Consider the following 24,080-nt stretch of genomic DNA (forward strand, 5'->3'; position numbering starts at 1 on the left):
ATTATAATCTATCTAACACAGAATTACCTTAACCTCAAGTATATGAGGGTCCAACAAGCGGAAAATTCTGTGTGGATAGTCGTCTTTTATTCTCTAATTTGATTAAGTATTCTAGATCATCTTCACGTTCTACAAGCATATTTAAGATTTACAGATAAATATCTGCATAACTAGGCTAATGTAGCAGTGAAGAGGTTTGTTAAAAAATTTTCTAGCTATTTTAGCAGTACATAGCACCACGCACTCTACCTTTAAGTAGAGATAAAAGTACAATTATTACAAACAACATTCCACCAATAACTGATATAGCTCCACCAGCAATAAAGCAAGTACGTGCTAGTATTGATGAAATACTTGGCAGATTCGCAACTTTCCTTAGGGTATTGTACCCCCCAGCCAAACAAGGCCAGTGATATGAAGAAAATGCCCAAAGCTATAAGAATAAATTTGTAATCTTATCATAGAGCTTTTTACTTCTCTACAATCTAATTTTGGCAACAGCCAATAAACAAAGTTCATAAAAGCTATTGTAATGCCAATTACAGATCCGTGATAGTGAGCAGGAATAGTAACATTTCCTTCAATAGTCAGAACTCCAAGCACACATCCATAGATAAATAATACAAATGAGTATAGCAAGTAATTGTCCTTATCATTTAATAAGCTTTTTATACTAAGGAACACTAACATTGTTAAAAAACACGGTATAATTACCCCAACAATCCTCATATGCCAAGTAAAAAACTGTATCAACTCATCATTATTTACCGAATATATGAAATATATAAATGGTGCACATGCAACTAAGATCGTGTTTCCAAATAGTGGGAAAATAGTAATTTTGCTGCTTAGATTCCTGCTGGCACAGGAACTCAGCATTATTAGATAAACTAAAAACATTCCTTGAGCAAAAGCAAATTGTAGCAAATGTCCTCCTCCCCAAAAAATATATTCGTAAAATAAACTCTTATCTGAGTAATACATACTTTTAGGAATATTTTTGCAAGCTAGAATAAAGCAAAGGAATGACGATCCAAGTATAATAACTAGTCCAATTTGGCCAATAGAAAAATAAGAGACTTGTTGCTTATTTAATATACAAGCAAGGATTGCATTTATCAATACACTGATAATAAACAAACTAAGCCCAAACAAAAATAATTTGTTCTGTAATACAGGAATATAGTTGCTTTTGATAACTTCTGTGCCTGGAACAAACACTGATACAAACATTAGCATCATGGAAATGGTTGATAGAATCCACAAAAAATTTAGCCACTTATTAGTGTTTTTTATATTTATGACAAAGAGCAAAGATATTATAGAACACATCCACACCAAAATCGACAAATTAACATGTATCACTAATGCATTATCAAAAATATATTGTGTAGAGGAGATAAGAAAGGAAGCAAAAGTCAATCGTAGAAAAACGATAATTATCGAAAGCAGCCCAGAACAAGCAAGAGCGCATACTGACAAAAATATCCATTTCTTGCAAAGTAGAACATTATTTTGTATAAGCACAGCTGTCTCTCTTCTTATTACCGATTGATAAAATGTATTATATTAACTATTTCCCAATCAATTGTTCTATTGTTATAATTAAATAATTATCTTATCCAATAGAGATTTAAGTGCAATATGAATTACTACAACAAAGTTATGCATCTTTTTCTTTTTCAAAGATACAATTATTCCTATTCATACTAGCTATGAAAGCAGTCCATTAGCATTAATCTGAGCCTTCAATGTTTCTTACTTATACTTAGTGATAAATGTCATCATGGATTGTAACTCAATGTTAGATGCAATTTTTTTAATGTAGCAATTTCTGCTATGTTCTATGACTAACATTAATTCTGCTTGGTACTAGTAAATCACTAAATTAAAATTGCTTTTTAAACAAAAATGTTCCAATTTTTGGAAAAATACTATCAAGTCACTAAATCGAGTACCTTCATATCACCATCCATTAAGTTAAAATAACTTCTCCTACAGTTTTGCTAACATGGCAGTATTTGTAAACTATATTCTATATGCTATATAAATCATGTTATGGCTTTGTAAGCAACACATTGTGCTTGATTGGAGTTTATTTTATATGGTAAGCAAATATCAGTATTGCTCTATTAAAGTTAATTTGACCACATATATTTGTTCTGCTTTTCTAGCCTTACAAAAAAACAATGTATTTTACAGATAAATGTTTAGAGCTTATCTCAAGTGCCACTGACAAGATGGTAACCGAGTGCATTTCCAAACATCATACCTATAAGGTTGTTTCAAATGAATGTCAAGAAAATTATTCCATGAAACTGTCTATAGCAAAACTATTTGAAGCTGAATAAGATTCAGTGGTTATATGTACTTACTTTAGTTCTCATGACTTTCAATTTATAATTGATACAAATATTTGATTTGAAATTTCATTCATAATGATCGTAATAAAAAGAGAAATGATAAGTTACACTGAAATTTCGCTCTATCATGACTACTAGCATATCAACATCCAATTTTCCAGATAATAAACAAAAGGCTTATCCAAGTTTTGAGAACAAATATATTAGTTTCACTGAAATTTAAGATTACCCAAATACTATATAGATTTAACTATAAAAAATGGTTAAATCGCTTTTAATAAAGTCCATTCTTTTGAAAATACAGAACCAATACCCATATGAAAATATGCTTATGATAATTAAAACATGCTAAAAGCAGAACCTATTAGTTATCCGGACGTGATGAATCAATGTTCGTAAATTTGACACTCCTGCCTTATGCTACTAATTTTGGAAAATTTCAATTGACGGGAAAATATACCCAAAATTAAGAATTCTTTACATAAAGTACAAGAATAATTTTTTAAGACTCATCACTTTCTTATAATCTTCTAATGAAGAACACCCTCTCTAGAAAAATATTAGTAACAGTTAGGTTGCAAAGAATGCAGATCCATGTTTTTATGTATTCATTAAGAATTTCTCAAGATTATGAATCACCTGTTATGAAAAGGTGTAAATCGCTCGAGCTAGAAAAGACATTACAACTGCAAAAGCAATTCTTTTAATGAACCTATGTTGATTCTAAATTGGATTAGAATAATATCTCACTTAATTCTGTAATTGTGAAGTGACATTTAAAAATTCTAACAGAAGTGTCAATGCAAGATAAAATTACTATAGTCATAGCGGGTCTTTTGCATAAGCTTTTCATATGGAATATATTTCAGTACTTGATCATATGGTAAGATTACAGAGAAGTGCGCCATCAGAAATTTCCTGATAAAGATATAATATATAAAACTTTATAATATACTAAGTTGTTTGGTTTTATCAAATTATATAATGGATCCACTAAACAATTGAATAAAGTTACACTATCTATAATCTCAAGTACGTATGAAGAAGGCAATTTTTAGTCAATAAAATTAAAGGCTAAAAATTTAGATATAAAGCAACAAACATTTGTAAAAATGCCCCATCAAAAGGAAGAAGTCTTTTTTTGATATTCAGAACCATATTTTAACCCAACTAAGGGCCTTGCCTAAAAGAAAAATATAAGTGTTTAAGTGTTAAGAAAAATTAGTGTAAGGCATTAACTTGTATAACAATACAGAAGCATGCGCTGCTATTCCTTCACTTCTTCCAATAGAACCCAACTTTTCTGCAGTAGTCGTTTTGATATTTACAAGCTCATCATCAATTTCTAACACTTTTGATATAAAACCCCTCATTTCTGCTCTATAGGGAGATATTTTAGGCTCCTCACAAACTATAGTAATATCTAAATTAGATACACAATACCCTTTCTCTTTAGCTTTTGTAGCAGCAAAGCTCAGAAAGTAAGATGAGTTGCAATTTTTCCAATCAGCAGAACTTGAGGGGAAATGTTCCCCTATATCATCACATCCTAATGCTCCCAGTATGGCATCAACAGTTGCGTGTATTACTACATCACCATCGGAATGTGCTTCTATTGCCATGCTGTGCTCAATTTCTATACCACAAATTTTTATAAAATTCCTAGCTTTGTCTTGAGTTTTTATAAACTTATGTACATCATAACCAGTCCCAATGCGGTACTTAGGATCTTCAAGGAAGAAACTTGCTATACTAATATCTTCCTTTGTAGTTAACTTGAAATTGCTTTTTTCACCTCTAATAATTGCAACATATTTTTTGTACTCTAACATAAGCGATGAGTCATCAGTAAACTTTTTATTTGACTGGTGGCATAGTAGCAATTCTTCGAAATTAAAGATTTGAGGAGTTTGTATGGCCCTAAGTTTCTCCCTTGGAATTGCAGATTCAATAAAACTCCCATTCACCACCAACATAGTGTTTTCAACTTCTATTGTCGGTACTACTCCAGCACATTTCCCATCAACCATAAAATGAATCAAGTTATCTATTAGAGCATTTGACACAAAAGGCCTGCATGCATCATGTATAATAACAAAATCTGGTTTCATTTCTTGCAAACTTTCAAGTCCAAATTTAACCGAGTTTTGCCTAATCTCTCCACCATGTACTGGACTCAGCAATTTAGCATCTATAATCGATGACATAGCTTCCTCGTAGGAACTTTCATGATTCTTGTTAATAACTACTCTCACATAATCTACGTGCTGATTAGCCAAGAACTTCCTGACTGTATAAAATAAAACAGGCTTACCCGCTAACCTTATATACTGCTTAGAAATTTCATTATTGCACCTGCTACCTATCCCTGCTGCGACCACTAATGCTGCGATTTTATACTCCTTGAATCCGCTAGTATACATAAGACTTCTTAACAATCTACTTTTGAATCAGTAAATTTCTTCAACGTGTTTTACAATTCTATAAAAGTGGTCAAAATCCAGGCTTGCACTACCAACCAAAACTCCTGATAAACTTTTTGAGGCACCGAGCAAATCTTTCACATTTTCTGAATTAACTGAACCGCCATATATAACCTGTCTTTCACCAATACAGAATTTTATTACCTCTATCACTTCAATAATTACATCATTGCTTGGCACATATCCTGTACCTATTGACCACATTGGTTCGTATGCTACAGTATATTCACCATTCACAAGCAAACGGTTTCTGCACTGATATTCTATTACTTCTTTTGTTTTCCCGCATTCATAATCCTCCAGACTTTCACCTACACAAATAATTGGATGAAGACCAGATTCTATTGCTGTCTCTGATTTCAATTTCACTTCACTATCTGTTTCACTGATTCTTTCAGAATGCCCAAGTATTACATAAGTACACTCCAATTCTTTTAGCATCTTCGCACTAACCTCACCTGTGTAAGATCCACATTCTTTATGATGACAATTTTGCGCACCTATACTAATATTATCGCTTAGCTTTACAGCATCTGGTAAAGATGTAAAAGGTGGACAAATCACAAGCTTAGAGGTAATCTCATTACTCTTGTTGTTAAGCTTACCTATAAAGTCAATAAAAGAAGATCTTGTTCCATTCATCTTCCAGTTTGCTACAATCAAAAATGGCATCAATTTAATGTGTCAAACAATCGTGAACACTTATCATAGCATTAAAGTCAATCCTACACAAATAATTAATATATTGGAAAAGCTATGTAAAACTACTGAAGATAAATATCGCTGAATTCTTTCTAGAAAGATAATCCACAATCTTTTAAAAGATTATAAGCAAGACATTGATCGTTAGTTACGTTTCTATAGCAAAACAAAGAACCTGGTAGAGAAATATTGCTAAAAAATAAACAAGTGGAAACATCAAAATGAGTTCTGCCACTCAAATCTTAGAACGTGCTCCTAAGCAGCACTATTGAACAGTATATTTTATTTCATCTTTACTCCAATTGTAAACTGCCTGTAAATGATGAGCAATCGATTAACAAAAATTTAAACGTATAAAATGACTTAAGACTTTAATGGTTCATTGAAGTAAATTTAAATAGCTTATCCTTAATTTTTTTTAACCTTAAATAACATATTTTATAAAACTAAAATTAAATGACTTCTTAAAGGGACTTAATTTACCATTTGTTTTTAGTCTGCATAGTCCAACATATTTTGCCTTACTAGCTTTCAGTTCAACATTCTCTGAATTAATGTTATCCATACTATTCCTAAATACAAACTTTAAACCATTGATAATACTAACTCACTAAGTACTTAAGTTATTTTTATGATCTTATCCTGAGATAATCAAAGCACCTAACGCTACAAGTATTATGCTAACTTTGTGCTTATCTTTCAGCTTTTTCTCATAATTATAGACTTATCCCATAATGCATCTCCAGACACCTCCATATTATTGCCCAATATCTGTTTCATCACCTTATCATCTTGAATATATTTCAGTAAAAAGCTTCTTCTGTTTCACTGCTTTATACCTAATTATAACTCTTATTAAGATATTCGTCTAATTACTAGTAAGAGTCACCGACAAATTTATATGACATATATCTTCTCTTACTTTATTTGTGACATAGTTAAAGATTTTGCTTACTTTACAACTTATACCTCTTTATAACCTAGAGATTTATATTTCTTCTCACTTTGTTACTTTCAAAAACATTCTTGAATTTATAACGATGTTTTTTCAAAAAATTACTTAATCTTTAAAACTGACAGAAAGGCTTTTTTAAAGCGGTCAAAAAAAACTTTTCATTAAAAGCGATAAATGATAAATTATTAACAACAGATTATCGTTAACAAGGTTATGTGCTTTGGACTCCCACCAATAAATAAGGAAGGTTACCTGTTTATGGTAGTTTCTTTCATAGTAACATGTATAGCATTCTCCATATCATGGGGATTTGGTGTTACATGCCTATTTCCAACATTATTATTTACGTACTTTTTTCGTGATCCAGCAAGAGTTGTTCCAAATAGCAAAGATCTTATACTTAGCCCAGCCGACGGAGTAATTTCAAAGATCGAAGAAGTGATCTACCCTTTATCAGCGAAAAATAAAGAGGAAAAGAAATTCATATTTATTAGCATATTCTTGAGCATTTTGAATGTACATGTAAACCGCGTGCCAATATCTGGCACAGTAAAAGAGGTACACTACAAAAAAGGTAAGTTTGCACCTGCAATGAGCAGTAAATCTAGCAATATAAATGAAAAACAAGTTATCGTAATTGAGCATGAAAAGGAAAAAGAAATTATTGTAGAACAAATAGCTGGGCTAATTGCACGTCGCATCGTTTGTAATCTAAAAATTTCTCAAGAAGTAAAAGCAGGGGAAAGATTTGGAATTATAAAGTTTGGCAGTAGAGTAAATATTTACATTCCTTCTGATACAGAAATAAGAGTTTCAAAAGGACAGACTGTTATTGGGGGTGAAACAATTATAGCAAATTTAAATAAGGAAAACACTGGAGAAAAACTTACTTTTGATATTATATGAACATTAATGATACTAACAGTAGGTTTTTACCTATTGCTAAATTATTCCCAAATTTTATAACTTTATTAGGTCTATGCTCCGGTCTCACTTCACTTAAATTTACATTTAATGAACAGTGGGAGTTTGCAGTAATTTTCGTGATCATTGCAGCAATTATAGATGGAATGGATGGAAGAATAGCCAGGGTATTAAAATTAACCAGTAATTTTGGAGCACAACTTGATTCTTTTGCTGATTTCCTTAACTTTGGTGCAGCACCTGCATTCCTTTTATACTTTTGGAAATTAAAGGAAATTAAAGTTATAGGGTGGATACTGGTAATGATATACGTAATCTGCATCTCAATAAGACTTGCAAGGTTTAATTTATCATTAAATGTGGAACAATTTGACTGGAAAAAGTTTTTTTTTTCTGGAGTGCCAGCACCAATATGTGCTTTACTCTCTTTATTACCAATAATTGTAACTTTTCATTCTCAAGAGAACGAATATTTACTTTTTACAGAGCAGTTTTTCAATATAAGAAACACAGCTTTCTACTTCTTGACTATCTCATTTTTTTCAGTCAGTCATATTCCAACTTTTTCTGCAAAGTATATTTATATTCCAAGAAACTTATCTTATATATTTGTATCACTTTTTGGAGTATTTATTGTGTTTTTTGTTAGCAAACCTTGGGTTACTCTACCAATTTTAAGTATAGTATATACACTTACTATTCCAATAAGTGCTGGATTATATATATATTATACATATAAATCCCACTAACTATAAACATAAAAAAAGGCAGTGAGCAGTGTAATTGAACTGATTCTAGATATTAAGATATTAAATAATATATTTTAACCATTAAATATGGTGCAAGTCATTTAACCAAGCATTTCCAATAATTTCTCCCCTTATTTAGCAATAGAGTCCTTTTTGCTAATAATGTTTTCCTTTGCATTTCGATAATAATAACTTATTATTACTAATATGAAATTTTACTTGTTTGATAATAAGAAGTATTAGTACTACTTCAAGTTTTTTTACACTGGCTTCAGTGTATATCAAAAAACACAGAATTTATATCTTATCTATGCAATAATTTATTTATGTGCTTTGTTCCAAATACTATTTCGATATATTTACTAAGAAGAAAAATCATAAATACAATAGGTTCTTACTATAATTCTAAGAGGTATTAAACATGATTTGTAGGTTACTATACATGGTACTACTTTGCCTATCATTTCACGATGTACACGCTACTTTAGGCCTTTATGAAAGTTACGATGCTGTACTAGACAGGATAAATAACTTTATGTGTAAAGTACTTTTTTTTAAAGTTTTTCACGTGCCATTTGTAATTTGTCTAGTAGCCTTTGGTTATATCTTTCTAACGCTGCGTTTTAAATTTCTCAATATAAAAATGTTCAGGCATGCTTTTGCTATTCTATGTGGAAAATATGATACAGGTCACCACAACGGTCATATTACGCATTTTCAGGCATTTGTAACAGCACTCTCGAGTACCGTAGGACTTGGGACTGTTGCTGGTGTTGCAATTGCAACCTCAATAGGAGGACCAGGAGCAGTGCCTTGGATGATGATCACAGGCTTTTTCGGTATGTCAGCAAAGTTTGCTGAAGTGACTTTAGCATTTAGACATAGGACAGAAGGTCAGAAACAGTTATTTAGTGGACCATTCCAATATATTAGAAATGGACTAGAAGAATTCGGATTTAAGAAACTTGGCATTGTCTTAGCTGCAGTATATGCAATATTTTTTGTATTGTCTGGTCTTGGCGGGAGTGTAGCATTTCAAACTAACCAAATGGTTTCAATATTGTCTGGATATTCAAGTTGGGTAGACTGTCATCCTTGGTTACTGTCCTCTATAATCTCAGTATTACTTGCTTTGGTAATTATTGGTGGGATTAGAAGGATAGTCATAGTATCCTCCACACTAGTACCTATCATGTCACTTATATATATCTTCAGTTGTATTACAATTATAGCATTTAATATTAATAATTTTAGCAATGCATTTAAAACATTATTTCTCAACATGATAGATTTCAATGCTGCCGGTGGAGGAGTAGTAGGAGCATTTGTTGCAGGAATTCAAAGAGCAATTTTTGCTAGTGAGGCAGGTATTGGCTCTGCTTCAATTACACATGCAGTAGCTAAAGATAAGGAGCCAGTTAGAACTGGGCTAGTTGCAATGATAGAGCCATGTTTTGATACAATGTTAATTTGTTGTTTAACAGGAATAACAATAGTGATAACAGGTGCATACCAAACAGGTGCCGGTGAGGGGATATTAATCACTCAAAAAGCATTTGAAACAGTTTCTTCTTGGTTTCCTATACTTTTGACCATAGCTGCGCCTTTATTTGCGTTTTCCTCAGTAATTTCATTTGTATATTGTTGCGAAATGGGGTGGTTATATTTATTTGGTATAAAAAGCATAGTAATATACCGCACAGCAGTAATAATTGTGGCGTTCTTCTCTGGCCTTTCTAAAAATATAATGACTATTGCTAATATTGGTGGAACTTTATTCTCTTGCTTAGCCCTTATTAATATGACGGCACTTATACTATTCAGTAATCAAATTAACAACGAAGTTCAATGTTACCTAAAGAGATTAAAGAATAATAAGGTTAATTAGTTCTTTAATGCAATTATATAGACAAACATAAGCTAATGTTATTCAGTGTTTGACATTTGAATTTATGCTTATTTCTTCTGAAGAAAGTATTGCATTTCATGAAAGTGTTAAAGAAAGTATAATGGAGAAGTATATAGTTCTTATATTGTCATACGCGTTTGGTTCAATACCATTTAGCCTAATTGTTACAAGGATAAAAAGAATAAATTTAAGAGAAATAGGTTCTGGAAATATTGGTGCTACAAACGTTGTAAGAACAGGAAATAAAAAACTTGCTACTCTAGCACTATTTCTAGATTCCTTAAAAGGGTTTACTGCAGTTTACTTAGCTTACCAATTTTTCGATAGTGGAATATATGCATCTGCAATCCTAGCAGTTTTAGGGCATATGTTTCCTATTTGGCTAAAGTTTAGTGGAGGAAAGGGAGTTGCAACAACTTTAGGAATTTTGATAGCACTCAATTACTACTTGGCATTATTGTTTATATTTGCATGGCTAGCAGCGTTTTTCGCCTTTCGGTACTCTTCTCTTGCTTCCTTAATTTCTACCACAGTAGCTGTTATAGCAGCTTCCTTTTTCCAAAGAGAGTTATTTCCCATGCTGTTAATTTTGTCAATATTAATTTTCTTAAAACATCATAAAAACATTGCAAATCTTCTGCAAAGCAAAGAATACAAATTTTATAAATAGTAATACCAATTATATCTAACACAAAAAGCATTACCATGGTATCTTTTATTATCTGAATGCTATAAATAGGGTTATAGATACTTTAGGTCAACAACAGATATGCACGTTTCTTAATAGTAAATTCTACTACTAGCATAACTATAGGTCCAATTTCTCATCTTTGACATTATCAATGTACCTTGTCAGGTTTGCTTGCCTATTATGATATTTCCAACTTAAGTTATTTAAATAATTAAAGTATTTATATCTCAGTATCACTCAAAAAAAACTTTTGCCCTATTCAATCTTCCTACGAAAGTTTCATACTTTCATCTTTATTTCCATCATGGGTATAACCATCAATTGAATAAAGCACTTTAGTTGAAGAACATAGATTATATAAAACTGATTAATAATTCTCTTTACTTTTAAAGTTAAATTAAATCTTATTTATAGCACCTCCAAAAGGTGTGTCAGGCACAGTCAAGTGCAAGATAATCTAACCATATCTTCTTCAAGAAACACTAATCTTCTCATTAATTTTTATTACAAGTTCTTTCCCATCCCAATCTTGGCAAACATATTCTCTATAACAAATAAAAAAATAATACCACTCATAAATGCCTTATTATAATCCATTTAGTGCTCTAGAATATTGACTAAGCTTTGAAACTTCATTATTTTTAACTTTGATTTATCGTTTTAAAAACAGTGTGAAACGTCGCTTTAAGTAAAGTAAATAACCATTTACCAATCTTTTACACTACTCTTCTAGTAAATAATAAAAGAATGTAAGATAATTAACTGAGTTAAGCAAGAAACTACTTACAATACTAGGGGAGTGCCATTTAGCGCATAATGCAGTTTAGCTTTCAATTGCACAGTTCCACAATTTAGTTAAAATCAAGTTTTGCTTGATCTCAATATTAGGATTTTTCTGATCCTATAGACGCACTGAGATAACATCTCAAAGAACTAAGAGATAATTTATAGAGAAATTAATCTAACATAGAAGAGATATGAGTGACAAAGAAAAATGCTTGAATGGTAAAGTAAGAATGTAAATATCATGAGATCAACACTTGACCTAGTATTCAGAAGTTTTTAAACTAAACTCTCATATAGAGTCAAAAATGATAGGAAGTTTAAACGGGATAGTTGATGAAATTTACAGTGATCACATAATATTAAATGTAAACGATGTTGGATATGTAGTATATCTTTCAATTAAAACATTGAGTATATGCTCCATTGGAAGCAAAATAAAATTGTTTATCGAAACTTACTTAAATAGAGAAAGCATTACTCAACTATATGGCTTTATCAGCAAAGAAGAACAGCAGTGCTTACGTTTGCTAGTTAAAGTGAGTGGTGTTAGCTATAGGACTGCAATTTCAATTTTGAGTAAACTAACTCCGGATCAGCTGTTTTTAGCAGTCATCAGTGAAGATAAATCAGCTCTCAAAATGAGTGGTCTCGGCTTGAAACTCATAAATCGAATCATTACTGAATTAAGCGATAAAGTAGATAAATTAAGGATAAATAATAACAACTTACATACAATCAAAGAAGATGCTGTTTCAGCTCTAATCAATCTTGGATATAAAAAAATAAAAGCGTATGATGCAATAAAAAAAATACAAGATAAGTCACCAACCCTTGATACCAGTGATATTATTTGTATGGCCCTTAAGGAGCTCTCAACATTATGAAATTGATGTCATGCAATAAAGAGTACGCTGAAAACGCGCTTAATTTAAATATCAGACCTGAGAGGCTTGAAGATTTTACAGGACAAAAAGGCTTAATACAAAATTTAAGAGTGTTTATAAACGCTGCACAGACAAGAACTGAAGCCTTGGATCACATTCTATTGTATGGTCCCCCAGGACTTGGCAAAACAACCTTAGCACAGATCGTTTCCAAAGAATTAAGGGTCAGTTTTCGTGCAACCTCTGGTCCTTTACTCAACAAAGCTGGAGATTTAGCTGCAGTTCTTACTACTTTAAATGCAAAAGACATTCTATTTATAGACGAAATTCATAGATTAAACCACAGTGTTGAAGAAGTTTTATACGTCGCTATGGAAGATTTTTGTCTAGACGTATTAGTAGGAGAAGGTCCATCTACTCGCACTCTCAGGATAGATCTACCACCATTTACATTAATTGGGGCAACAACACGTCTTGGATTGCTTTCCACACCGCTTAGGGATCGCTTTGGCATTCCTTTGCACCTAGAGTTTTATCCTTCTGAAGAACTTGGTGATATCATAAAAAGAGGTGCAAGAGTTCTTTCTGTAGAAATTACAAACGATGCAATTCAAGAAATTGCTCACCGTGCACGTGGCACTCCAAGGATTGCTTTAAGATTACTCAGAAGAATAAGGGATTTTGTTGAAACAGAAGATGATAAAAAAATTACTTACGAAGTTGCTGATTCTGCGCTATCAAAATTAGGCATAGATAAAATGGGATTAAATAAATTGGATATAGATTACTTAAAATTTCTATTCAATACTTCAGGACCAGTTGGAATTGATACCATATCAATTGCATTATCTGAGTGTAGCGGTAATATCGAAGAGATAATAGAACCTTACCTGATAAAAATCAGTTTCGTAAAGCGCACAGCAAGAGGACGAGTTCTAACCAACCAAGCAGAAGAGTACTTAAGCCTCCAATCTAATACATGAGTATATGCCAGATAAGATTTAAGAACTCAAGAAAATGCACCTGCTCCAGAGTTAATAACAAAACTAAAGGTCTAGCAGTGCACTATAGTAAAAGAGCTTTCTTAGAAGGCAGTTTAAATTGATCAAAAAAGCATCTTTCCTTTTAGACAGTGAATAATGATAAACATCAATTACAATAAAGAAGTACTACTAACCAAAGTTAGTAACATCTTTAAAAAAATGATAGATATATAAAATATAAGAATATTAATCTATATCTCTCAAAGATGCATGTCCTATATTAACTAATAGGAAATAAAACAGTATAGTTACTTACAAATGTAAGTAACTATTTCATATAATGAATAATATAATGCCAAGAAATTTCTACGAGCAGCCTACCTTGATTATTGCTGGAGAGTTATTGGGGAAAGTATTAAAACTTGCTAGCTTTTATGGAGTAATCACTGAAGTTGAAGCCTATATAGGAATGGATGACCCAGCTTGTCATGCTGTAAAAGGCTATACTAATCGAACCTCAGTAATGTTTGGTCCCCCCTGGGTTTTCATATGTATATCTTATATATGGAATATATTACTGTTTAAATATCGTAACAGAAACGGAAGGATTTCCAGCTGCAGTGTTAATACGAGGATTGAAGCTTATCAAACCGCTTGAGGAAAATCTAAATGGGCCAGGAATATTATGTAAAAAATTAAAAATTACAAAAGAACACAATAAAAAAGATCTTACTATAAGCCATGAATTTTGTATCTACGAATCTCACTTAAAACCAAATTACGTTTGTACTCCAAGAATTGGGATTAGTAAAGGTAAAGAGAAATTTTGGAGATTTAAGAGTTTTTAACTTTGTTGTTAGTATTAATATCCATATTAATAATATAAAAATATCTCAATGGAACTTAATAAGCTTATCTATAGTTTTTGTAATAACTCTCGGAGTATCAGGAGAAACATCTAAGCTTAACCTACTCAGCTGCTCTACAACAAATTGACTATTTTCATTCTTTACAAAATTATACAAAATATTTTCTATACATTTAGTAAGGTTTTTATATTTCCTCAAAGGATGATCATGTGGATACTTATTTATAGTTTTTATGCTAAAATACTCAACAAAAGCTCGATCTTTAAAAGCAAGTTGTTCTAGCCTTTTTTTGAGTTTTACTTCTTCTCCTTGTGTTAGAAAGCAAGACTCTATCAGTAACCCTACAATAGAATTTATAACCAAATGCATTTCAGAGTGGGCTACTATATTAATAGTATTTTCTTTAACTATACAATCGTACATACCTTTTTCACTTTTTAATGATCTTATAAACATTTTGCTATTTTGTGAATTCAACTCCAAATTTTTTTCATTCATAGGAGTTATTATGAAGACGTTTTTATTTATTCTAATATTGAATTGTGGAAATCCTTCGAAAAGGGAAAATGCTATATCCTTAGCTTCAAGTTCGTTGTTATATGCAGAAAAGAGAGCACACGCTATAACACTGCCCGGTATTCTTACTCCATGTTTACTCAAATGATGCAGTATATTTTCAATATCATAATACATGAAACCTGAGCTTTTTAGCAAATTAACAACCTGTGTGCTGTCACGTTGACTATATTCAATCTTTACTTCTTCTGCAAAAAGCGTTTTTGCTGCTATATATTTATCAAGTACTGTGAAAATTTTGATGAAATTTTCTAAATCTCGTTTATTAACCAGCTCGATACTAATTAAATTCTTGTTAAGAATTGAAATATTTCTCATAGCTCTTGCCCACCAAAAACCCAATCTAATAATGAATTATATTTTCAACTCATTAAAAATAGCTTAAGCAAGCATACAAATTTTTTCACTTATGCAATAAGTAACAATAAAAGTGTAATAATATATTACATAAAATTATCGTCTGGCATAACAGACTCTTCATACTCATAATTGTCACCTGTATATGGTGTAGCATCAATATGATTTTTGCTATTATTTATCATATCATCTAACTTTCCTTCTTTCTCAAGATCTGCCAACTTATCATATCCAGCAATATGGTATATATAATTACCATTTTCATCGTTAATAAAGATCTGCGGAACTGTTTTAACATTGTATTTTGATTTTATACCATCAAACAGATCTAAATTTTCGAGCACATCAATTTCTTTATACTCTACTCCTTTTTTATCCAGCAGTTCTTTTGCTTTCTTGCAGAACTGGCAGTTCTGCTTCACATATATTACAACTTTTCTTTTAGGATCTTTCACAATTTATCTCCGTAGTTCATAAAATATAGCTATTATATAAGAAATATTTATAACATCAAGTTATATGAAAGTTATTTATAACTGTGACCAAGTGACAAAGAGTGATATAGCATTAACTTTTGGAAATTTTGATGGCATACATTTAGGACATGAGTTTGTAATTTCTTCTCTAAAAAAGATATCTCAGGAAAGAAAATTGCCATCCGCAATTTTAACTTTTGAACCTCATACATCAACTGTTTTACTTAACAAAAATAATTTCAGATTAATAAGTCAAGAATATAAAGAAGAACTAATCAGAAGCTACAGCATAGATTACTTATATATTATCGATTTTGATGAAGATTTCGCTCAAGTAAATTTTGATGACTTCATTAGTAAAATTTTGATAGATAGATATGGAGCAAAACATATAGTTGTTGGAGAGAACTGCACTTTCGGTTATAAAAGATTGGGCAATGCATTAACTTTAAGGAAATATTCTGAAATACATGGGTATTCTTTAACTAAACTAGCCCCATTAATGATTGATGGAGAACTATGTTCCTCTTCTTTAGTTAGGGAGTGCATACAAAGAGGTAAAATAGAATCTGCTAATAAGTTACTTGGCAGGGCCTATCAAATTTCTAGTGTTGTGACAAAAGGTGCATACAGAGGTAGGAAAATAGGGTTTCCAACCATAAATATTACAATAGAAGATTGTATGATTAAACCAAAGTTTGGTACATATTATGCTAAGGCAGCATTTTCTGACAATAACCCAAATTGGCTATATGGAGTTGTTAACATCGGCATGAGGCCTACATTTAACGACTTGAAAAAGCCTATAGCAGAAATGCACATATTCGACTTTAATGAGGATGTATATGATCATAAGGTGAATGTACAACTTTTAAAATTTATTAGGCCAGAAAAAAGATTCCATAGTATTGATGAATTAACAAAACAAATAAATCATGACATACTTGAGGCTTACCAGTTGAAGGCAAATTTATGAAAAAATTATGCTTAATTATCATATTAATTATGGTATCATCTGACCAGGTAAGCAAATTGTACATAAATTCATTAATTAACGAAGGAGAGGTAATTGAAGTTACTAGCTTTATGAAATTAGTTGAAATATGGAATTCTGGAATTAGTTTTGGAATGTTTAGTACTTTGCCGTATAGCGATTTCTTCTTTTCAATATTTTCAATATCAATAATTAGCATACTTACATATTTGATACATAAGTCCAACGATAAGTTAACCTATTTTAGCCTTTCCTTGATGGTTAGTGGAGCAATCGGGAATGTAGCAGACAGAATCTATTGGGGAGCTGTATATGACTTTATATGTTTTCATGTTGGCAATTGGTACTGGCCAACTTTTAATTTGGCTGACATATATATAACCTGTGGAATGTTTATATTGTTATATAGATGGTACCTACATGATAGGCTTATTTCCAAACAGAACAATATGTAAAATACTCTTATGTTCAATCTATTAGGTTTAGAATAATGCTTCACAAGATTTTTAGCTTATTTGTATTATCTATGTTTTTTTTCCACTACTCAGCCCCATTAAAGGCTTCAAATATAGAATACAGCCTAAAATATACTAAGCTAAGTAATGGATTAGATATCTATTTTGTACCTTATCATCGAACTCCAGCTGTATTACATGCAGTAATATATAAAGTTGGAGGGATTGATGATCCAATCGGTAAAGCAGGATTAGCACATTACTTTGAACATTTGATGTTTGAAACCACAGGAAAATTTAAAGATATAAAATCAATCATGAGCAGCATTGGAGCGCAATTTAATGCATTTACTACCAGGGAATACACATGTTACTATGAATTAGCTTTTAGAAAAGATTTACCATTAATAATGGAAGTTGAAGCAGATAGAATGGATAATTTTAACGTTACTCAAGATAAAATAGATAGAGAAAAAAATATTGTATTAGAAGAAAGGAAAATGAGATTTGATAATCATCCTAACAACTTATTGTTGGAAGAAATGAACAGTGCATTTTACCGTGCCGGTTATGGTAAATCTATTATTGGATGGGAGAGTGATATAAAAACTTACAATAGAAACGACATACTAAGGTTTCACAACAATTATTACCACCCAAATAATGCAATACTGATGGTTGTTGGAGATGCAGAATTTGACGAAGTAGTTAGATTGGCAAAAGAAAAATATGGGAAAATTAAAGCTAAGCCTGTAATTAGATATTACCCAAATCAAGATCAAGTACATAGCGCAGATTTATCGGTAACTTTAGAAAGTACTGAAGTGAAAGAACCTATTTTGTACTTTCGCTATCATGTTCCCTTATTTAAGAAAATAGATGAAATTTTTACTGTTGATTTAGCAGTTAACATTCTAGGAGGAGGGAAGTCCAGTAAGCTATATGAAGATCTAGTTTTAAATAAAGGCATTGCAATTTCAGTAAATGCATACTATAATGGTTTAGTTTTCGGGGATGGTTACGTTGACATTGAAATAATTCCAAAAAATGGGATGAAGTTAGACCTCATCGAAAGAGAGCTAGCTAATGCTATTAGCAGTTTTATTTCTGAAGGTATAACAAATGAAGAACTACAAAGTGCAAAATTTAAATACAAATCAGCACAATTCGATAAGCTATCCGACTTAACTAATATAGCAATGTTTTACATACCACATCTAGCACTTGGCATTCCACTTAATGAAATAGACATCTCATGCAGCAAAATTAAAGATGTTGATTTAGACGACATAAATAGCAAAGTTCGGACTATTTTTTCTGGTAATAAACTAATTGGTCGTTTGCTCTCAAAAGAGGGTTATAATGAAAATAAGTAAATTTATATTTCTACTTTTTTTCTATCTAGGTTTTAATTTACAAGCAAGCGGTAGCATAAATATAGAAGAAGTTACTACTTATAAAGGACTTAAGTTTTTATTTGTCAAAAATTGTGATTTACCAAAGGTTTCGTTAAGTATATCATTTAAGGATGCAGGTTATGCATATGAGGATGCAGGAAAATATGGGCTAACTTGGTTCACTTCTCTCGTGATTCAAGAAGGAGCAGGGAAAAATGATTCTAAAGATTTCGCGAGAAAGCTTGAAAATAAAGGAATAAACTTAAGTTTTAGCACCAGCTTAGAAGCATTTAAAGTTTCGTTAAACACCTTATCTGAAAACTTAGAAGATGCAATTTCATTGCTCAGTGATGCTATAACGAACCCTAGAGTCGATCACGCAGGATTAAATAGAATTTTTGAGAAAGCTAAAATCAACTTCAACAATCTCGAAAAAAATCCTTACTTTATTGCTACTAAAAAACTGGATATGCTCTTATTTAAAAATCACCCTTATTCAAAAAGTGAATATGGAACTTTTAATACTATAATGAGTATTACTAGAGATGATATTTTAACATATACAAAGCATAACCTCACTAAAGATAACATAGTTATCAGTGTTGTTGGTTGTACAAAAAGAGAAGAAATTTGTGCATTACTTGATAAATATTTATCCAAGCTACCAACAAAAAGGCTGAAAGTTAAAAAGATACCTGTAAAAAGTGATTTCGATTCTACAGAAAGTGAGAACATTTTTATGGATATACCACAGAGTGTAATACTCTTTGCTCAAAAAGGGATAGCTTATGAAGATCCTGATTATTATAAAGCTGTCATCTTAATTAATGCTCTTGGTGGTATTGGGCTAAATTCAGTTATGATGAAAGAGTTAAGGCAAAACCTAGGTATTACATACAATGTTAATATGAGCATTGTGTCCAATAAACATGGAAATGTTATATCTGGGTTTATAAGCACTGATAGTTCTACTGCCAGTAAAGCTATATCAGTAGTGAAAGACATACTGAGCAGAACAAAAAAGCAAGGAATTGATAAACAGTTATTCGAGGATATAAAAGCTAGTCTAATAAACAACTTCGCTTTCCTCTTATCCAATAACACAAAGATATCTATACTGCTTGATAGCATGCAAATAAATGGTCGTAATATTAATTACATAAACAATTATGCAAATATCATTAATGAAGTTAAATTAGAAGAAGTAAATAAATTAGCAAGTTCTTTACTGGATCCTAAAAATTTGTTTTTTGTAAAAGTTGGGAGAAGTATTTAAGGTTAACAGTTCATGTTTTCTGCTACTAACCTTACCGCTTCCACGTAGCATTTATGCTCTTCAGCTAGGATGCGTCCCGAGAGGCTTACAACGTTATCATTTGGTAGCACTGGCACAGCAGTTTGAGCGATTATAGCTCCAGAATCAACCTCAGGAGTAACATAATGTACAGTACAACCTGTGATTTTAACACCTGCCTTCAGAGCTTGCTCTTGAGCATTTAAGCCCTTAAAAGATGGAAGCAAAGAAGGATGAATATTTATAACCTTGTTATACCATTTATTTAAGAAGTCAGGTTTTAAAATCCTCGTAAACCCAGCAAGGCAAATTAAATCAACTTTATGTTGTATAAGTATTTTATGAATTTTATCAATGTCAAGTGGTTTATTCTTAACAAGAAATGATGAGATTCCTACTTGCTTTGCTATTTTTAGGCCACCTGCACTATCGTTATTTGCAATAATACATACAACTTCTGCAGGAAAATTTCGATCTTGGCTTGCTCTTATTATGGCTTGCATATTAGATCCCCTACCGGAAATTAGTATTCCGAGTTTTATTTTTTTCATTATAATAAACTAGCTCAGCATTCATGTAATAACTAATATTAATAAGATAGCTAATATTATCAAACTTATTTTACATAAAACAGAACATATTGCTGTTACTTTTTAATAAAGCACACTACAATCTATTAGTGGGTCAAAATTAAAAGAATAAATTAACACATATATAACACAAAAATGAGCAAATCTCATGGTCCTTACTAAAAACGATGAAAAATACCGTGAAGGTAATAGCTTGTTCTTCAAGATAGCAACCTATTTCTATTATTAGAATAGCTCAACTGTAGGATTTTTATATAAGTAAAAAGCTTGAAATCAATACATCTTAATAAGAGTAAACGAATGAATGGAGATATATTTTTAAATAAGTCTGTTACTATTGAGATTATAGAAGATACACTCCATACAAATTTAATTAGTTAAGAAAAAAACAACATACTCATCTAGGCCTAAAAGGCCTATGTTATTTTAACAGGCTAATGCTCAAAAGAAAGCTTGAAAGCCTACTAAGAGAGTAGATTACCCTAAAATATTTTAGGATAATTGCTTAACTAAACAAGCACCTTTAAAACTTTATTTTCCATTTGAGAAACATCACTTTTAAGGCTTTCATCCATCCAACACATAGTACATATGTATATTTTTCGCCTTTTTATAACATCAATAGTTAAAGTACCAGGAGTTATTGTAACTGAATTTGCAAATAACGCAATGCTTTTATCATTATGCCCTTCATATTTTTTTATGATGACGATTGGCTTAAGCTCAAGTCTAGCCTGTAAAGCCTTTCTTGTTACATAAATGCTTGATAAGATAACTTGACATACTAGCCATGGTATATAATTTACTAATAATTTGTAAAATGATAACTTCCCCGTATCATTCAAAATCTTATTAAAGGTACTTTCAGCATTCATTAGTCGTTTAAAAATGAATAACACGGATATAGAAGAAAATACCCCATAAAGAATGGAAAAAGGTTCAGAGTAGCCAGATAACATAGCCCACAGAGAAAACAAAACTATAAATGACAGAGAAGAGAACTTGATTTCTTGCTTAAAATCCATAACTTGCAGTATAACTTAAATTATCTCTTCAAGGAAGACATAGCCTTTATAACTTACATATTATAAAAACCTAACTTAGGACATAGAAAGAAACTAAGACCTGCAATAAATCGTTATTGCACTCTAGCATACTAAAAATTAAAACAGCAGTAGCCTAGTGCAATGTAAACCTCCAACTGAAGTACTACCTCTCACTTCTCCAAGCAGAGGTCACTCAATTTTTACAAATTTACTGTAGATTAGGATAATTAGATCTGGAACGAAAATGTTAGATGAAGTTCAAACTTTACTAATACTTATATTGCTTGAAACTCTACTTAATGTAGATAATTTGATTTTCATTTCTCTATCTCTAGGCAATGTATCTAATGCGTTAAAAAAAAGAGTACGACTCATAAGTCTTGGACTAGCATTGTTAATGCGTTTTGTAGCACTATTTTCTACATCATACATATTATCAATGCAAAAACCTATACTTCATATTATGTCACTAAACATCTCGGTAAAAGATTTACTTATGATAGTAGGTGGATTATTTCTATTTGCTAAAAGTAGTATGGAGTTGTGGAACAACATTTCCTTATATAAGCAACCAGAAAAAAAAATAGATACCAAATCTCGACCGTCTCTGATCGTATTGCAAATTACATTAACAGACCTAATTTTCTCAGTTGATTCACTATTAACTGCCATAGCATTCACTCATAACACAGCTGTAATTGCTATAGCGTATATGTTTTCTATACTAGCAATAATATTTTTATCAAGCTACATTACTCAGATAACCAAATTTAGTTTTAGTTTAAAGACAATTGCAATTCTATTTATTTTACTTGCTAGTACCTATCTAATACTTGAAGGTCTCCATATAGAATTATCAAAGGGGCACTTATACTTCTCATTAATATTTGCATTGCTTGTAGAAGCTATAAGTAATATAAAGAAAAAAGTGCGTTATACAGAGAAGAGAAAATAGTTTTAGATCATTCCCACTCAATAGTTGCTGGTGGTTTAGAAGTTAAGTCATATACGACTCTATTGATACCAGCAACATTATTAACTATTATGCTGCTAACATCCTGCAAAAAGTTCAAAAATATTGATGAAAATTTACTCTTATTTCCAAATGGAAATGCATCAGCTGTCATACCATCAGAAGATGTTACAGCTCTTAAAGCGCAAACATACCCATACATACGACTATCACCCATAACACCTACAGTTCTTATCGGTAGCAGTACAGCAAAAGCTTGCCATATCTGATCATATAAACTATGACTTTTCATTGTATTAATGTATATTTCATCCACTTCTCGTAGAATTCGCACCTTTTCTTCATTGATTTCACCAACTATCCTTACTGCAAGCCCAGGTCCAGGAAATGGGTGTTGAAATATTATTTCATCTGAAAGGCCAATTTCTTTTCCAAGAATTCTTACCTCATCTTTAAATAGGTAGCGTAAAGGTTCTATTAACTTTAGATTCATTTTTTCTGGTAACCCACCAACATTATGATGAGATTTAATTACACTAGTATACCCTGAGGCATGTCCTGACTCAACTACATCAGAGTAGATAGTACCTTGCATCAAAAAACTCACATCACCTATTTTCTTTGCTTCTTCCTCGAATACTTTAATGAAAGTGTTACCAATAATCTTCCGCTTTTCTTCTGGATCAATTACTCCTCTCAACTTGCCTAAAAACAAGCTTGATCTATCAACGTAGTTTACTGGGATTTCCTTCAACAAAGTAATGATTTGACCTTTACGCAATAATCCAGTATCAATAAAAATACAGTTCAATTGCTTTCCTATAGCTTTATAGGTGAGAGCTGCTGCAACACTTGAATCAATCCCACCACTTACTGCAGCAATTACTTTTTTCCCTTTCACTAAACTCTCAATCTCTTTTTTTTGTTTTTCAATAATTGATTTTATCGTCCAATCCCTCTCACAATTTGCAATATCCAAGAAATTAGAGAGTAACTTATTACCATTTGCTGTAAGCTTAACCTCAGGATGGAATTGAGTACAGTATATTTTACGCTGTTCGTTAACAATTATTGCAATTGTCTGATTCACTACACCTGATGCAATAACAGTAAACCCTTGAGGTATAGTTTCAACACTGTCTATATGGTTCATCAGCACATACACTTCAGAATTAACACTCCATACCCCTTTTATAATGGGAGATTCTTTCAGTATTTTAATCTTAACTTTGCCAAATTCCTGATTGAATTTCCTTCTTACCTTTGCTCCAAAGTAATGACAAACAAGTTGTTGCCCGTAGCATATTCCAAGTATGGGAATATTTGTGACCTCATTAAATTTTATAATCTCATGTAATATTCTGCTTACCTTAGAATAAGTATCATCTACAGATTGAGGCCCTCCAGAAAAAATAAATCCATTATATTTTGTCAATGCTTTAAAATCGATATCGACTGGGAATATCTCACAATAGACACCCATTCCCCTGACTTGTTTTGCAATAAGTTGTGTAAATTGCGAACCAAAATCAATAACAGCAATTACCGACAATAAACCACCTCCATACTATTCATGACAATATTTAATACTAAAGAAAATGATAATGTAAGTAAACTAAGACCT

Annotated in this window: 21 protein-coding genes and 1 pseudogene; 12 read left to right on the forward strand and 10 right to left on the reverse strand. The window is 31.4% G+C overall.

Annotation, left to right across the window (positions count from 1 at the left end; all coding sequences use genetic code 11):
• Window positions 1-220: 220 nt before the first annotated feature.
• The 5 genes from GOY13_RS03475 to GOY13_RS00425 all read right to left on the reverse strand — a co-directional run bounded on the left by GOY13_RS03475 (window position 221) and on the right by GOY13_RS00425 (window position 6,113).
• Window positions 221-400 (reverse strand): hypothetical protein, encoded by a 180-nt coding sequence (locus GOY13_RS03475; protein ID WP_246214307.1) that lies wholly within the window; start codon window positions 398-400, stop codon window positions 221-223.
• Complete coding sequence (locus tag GOY13_RS00410; RefSeq protein WP_458694610.1) at window positions 376-1,527, reverse strand: cbb3-type cytochrome c oxidase subunit I; 1,152 nt, start codon at window positions 1,525-1,527, stop codon at window positions 376-378. Before GOY13_RS00410 ends, GOY13_RS03475 begins: the two co-directional genes overlap by 25 nt.
• Before the next feature lie 2,047 nt (window positions 1,528-3,574).
• Window positions 3,575-4,786, reverse strand: coding sequence for a 2-C-methyl-D-erythritol 4-phosphate cytidylyltransferase (gene ispD / locus GOY13_RS00415; RefSeq protein WP_175813900.1), 1,212 nt, complete (start codon window positions 4,784-4,786; stop codon window positions 3,575-3,577).
• Window positions 4,787-4,813: 27 nt separating this feature from the next.
• The gene (locus GOY13_RS00420) at window positions 4,814-5,518 is read right to left on the reverse strand and encodes a triosephosphate isomerase (RefSeq protein ID WP_175813901.1); all 705 of its coding nucleotides are present in this window, start codon (window positions 5,516-5,518) and stop codon (window positions 4,814-4,816) included.
• 454 nt (window positions 5,519-5,972) lie between these two features.
• Window positions 5,973-6,113, reverse strand: coding sequence for a hypothetical protein (locus tag GOY13_RS00425; protein WP_175813902.1), 141 nt, complete (start codon window positions 6,111-6,113; stop codon window positions 5,973-5,975).
• 603 nt (window positions 6,114-6,716) lie between these two features.
• On the opposite strand from GOY13_RS00425, the gene GOY13_RS00430 reads away from it, so the two are divergent.
• From GOY13_RS00430 to GOY13_RS00460, 7 genes and pseudogenes are all read left to right on the forward strand, one after another.
• On the forward strand, window positions 6,717-7,409 hold the full coding sequence (locus tag GOY13_RS00430) for a phosphatidylserine decarboxylase (protein ID WP_175813903.1): 693 nt from the start codon (window positions 6,717-6,719) through the stop codon (window positions 7,407-7,409).
• The gene (locus tag GOY13_RS00435) at window positions 7,406-8,176 is read left to right on the forward strand and encodes a CDP-alcohol phosphatidyltransferase family protein (protein ID WP_175813904.1); all 771 of its coding nucleotides are present in this window, start codon (window positions 7,406-7,408) and stop codon (window positions 8,174-8,176) included. Before GOY13_RS00430 ends, GOY13_RS00435 begins: the two co-directional genes overlap by 4 nt.
• 421 nt (window positions 8,177-8,597) lie before the next feature.
• Entirely contained in the window at window positions 8,598-10,064 is a 1,467-nt protein-coding gene (locus GOY13_RS00440; RefSeq protein WP_175813905.1) for an alanine/glycine:cation symporter family protein, read from the forward strand.
• A gap of 121 nt (window positions 10,065-10,185) precedes the next feature.
• Window positions 10,186-10,755: a glycerol-3-phosphate 1-O-acyltransferase PlsY gene (plsY, locus tag GOY13_RS00445; protein WP_175814403.1), complete on the forward strand. Its 570-nt coding sequence runs from the start codon at window positions 10,186-10,188 to the stop codon at window positions 10,753-10,755.
• Window positions 10,756-11,867: 1,112 nt separating this feature from the next.
• Window positions 11,868-12,446 carry a Holliday junction branch migration protein RuvA gene (ruvA, locus tag GOY13_RS00450; protein WP_175813906.1) on the forward strand — a complete coding sequence of 193 codons (579 nt, stop codon included), beginning with the start codon at window positions 11,868-11,870 and terminating at the stop codon, window positions 12,444-12,446.
• On the forward strand, window positions 12,443-13,429 hold the full coding sequence (gene ruvB, locus GOY13_RS00455) for a Holliday junction branch migration DNA helicase RuvB (protein ID WP_175813907.1): 987 nt from the start codon (window positions 12,443-12,445) through the stop codon (window positions 13,427-13,429). The genes ruvA and ruvB overlap by 4 nt, the downstream gene beginning before the upstream one ends.
• 340 nt (window positions 13,430-13,769) lie before the next feature.
• Window positions 13,770-14,277, forward strand: a pseudogene (locus tag GOY13_RS00460) (DNA-3-methyladenine glycosylase).
• A gap of 45 nt (window positions 14,278-14,322) precedes the next feature.
• On the opposite strand, the gene GOY13_RS00465 reads toward GOY13_RS00460, so the two are convergent.
• The gene (locus GOY13_RS00465) at window positions 14,323-15,192 is read right to left on the reverse strand and encodes a hypothetical protein (RefSeq protein ID WP_175813908.1); all 870 of its coding nucleotides are present in this window, start codon (window positions 15,190-15,192) and stop codon (window positions 14,323-14,325) included.
• A gap of 125 nt (window positions 15,193-15,317) precedes the next feature.
• Complete coding sequence (locus GOY13_RS00470; protein WP_175813909.1) at window positions 15,318-15,686, reverse strand: glutaredoxin domain-containing protein; 369 nt, start codon at window positions 15,684-15,686, stop codon at window positions 15,318-15,320.
• 64 nt (window positions 15,687-15,750) lie between these two features.
• Between GOY13_RS00470 and ribF the strand changes: the two genes are divergently transcribed.
• The 4 genes from ribF to GOY13_RS00490 are packed head-to-tail and all read left to right on the forward strand — an operon-like array spanning window position 15,751 to window position 19,829.
• Window positions 15,751-16,683, forward strand: a complete 933-nt coding sequence (gene ribF / locus GOY13_RS00475) for a riboflavin biosynthesis protein RibF (protein WP_175813910.1) — start codon at window positions 15,751-15,753, stop codon at window positions 16,681-16,683.
• Window positions 16,680-17,156, forward strand: a complete 477-nt coding sequence (gene lspA, locus GOY13_RS00480) for a signal peptidase II (protein WP_175813911.1) — start codon at window positions 16,680-16,682, stop codon at window positions 17,154-17,156. Before ribF ends, lspA begins: the two co-directional genes overlap by 4 nt.
• A 35-nt stretch (window positions 17,157-17,191) precedes the next feature.
• The gene (locus GOY13_RS00485; RefSeq protein WP_175813912.1) at window positions 17,192-18,532 is read left to right on the forward strand and encodes a M16 family metallopeptidase; all 1,341 of its coding nucleotides are present in this window, start codon (window positions 17,192-17,194) and stop codon (window positions 18,530-18,532) included.
• Window positions 18,519-19,829: a M16 family metallopeptidase gene (locus GOY13_RS00490; RefSeq protein WP_175813913.1), complete on the forward strand. Its 1,311-nt coding sequence runs from the start codon at window positions 18,519-18,521 to the stop codon at window positions 19,827-19,829. The genes GOY13_RS00485 and GOY13_RS00490 overlap by 14 nt, the downstream gene beginning before the upstream one ends.
• 2 nt (window positions 19,830-19,831) lie before the next feature.
• Here GOY13_RS00490 and purN read toward each other — a convergent pair whose 3' ends face one another.
• Complete coding sequence (gene purN, locus GOY13_RS00495; protein WP_175813914.1) at window positions 19,832-20,398, reverse strand: phosphoribosylglycinamide formyltransferase; 567 nt, start codon at window positions 20,396-20,398, stop codon at window positions 19,832-19,834.
• A gap of 548 nt (window positions 20,399-20,946) precedes the next feature.
• On the reverse strand, window positions 20,947-21,462 hold the full coding sequence (locus GOY13_RS00500; protein WP_175813915.1) for a Na+/H+ antiporter subunit E: 516 nt from the start codon (window positions 21,460-21,462) through the stop codon (window positions 20,947-20,949).
• Window positions 21,463-21,727: 265 nt separating this feature from the next.
• Between GOY13_RS00500 and GOY13_RS00505 the strand changes: the two genes are divergently transcribed.
• Entirely contained in the window at window positions 21,728-22,438 is a 711-nt protein-coding gene (locus GOY13_RS00505; RefSeq protein WP_175813916.1) for a TerC family protein, read from the forward strand.
• A gap of 7 nt (window positions 22,439-22,445) precedes the next feature.
• Here the strand turns inward: GOY13_RS00505 and guaA are convergent, their stop codons facing one another.
• Window positions 22,446-24,008: a glutamine-hydrolyzing GMP synthase gene (gene guaA / locus GOY13_RS00510; protein ID WP_175813917.1), complete on the reverse strand. Its 1,563-nt coding sequence runs from the start codon at window positions 24,006-24,008 to the stop codon at window positions 22,446-22,448.
• Between the last annotated feature and the right edge of the window lie 72 nt (window positions 24,009-24,080).

Source organism: Wolbachia endosymbiont of Cruorifilaria tuberocauda, assembly GCF_013365475.1.
In the GTDB taxonomy this organism is placed as follows: Bacteria; Pseudomonadota; Alphaproteobacteria; order Rickettsiales; family Anaplasmataceae; genus Wolbachia.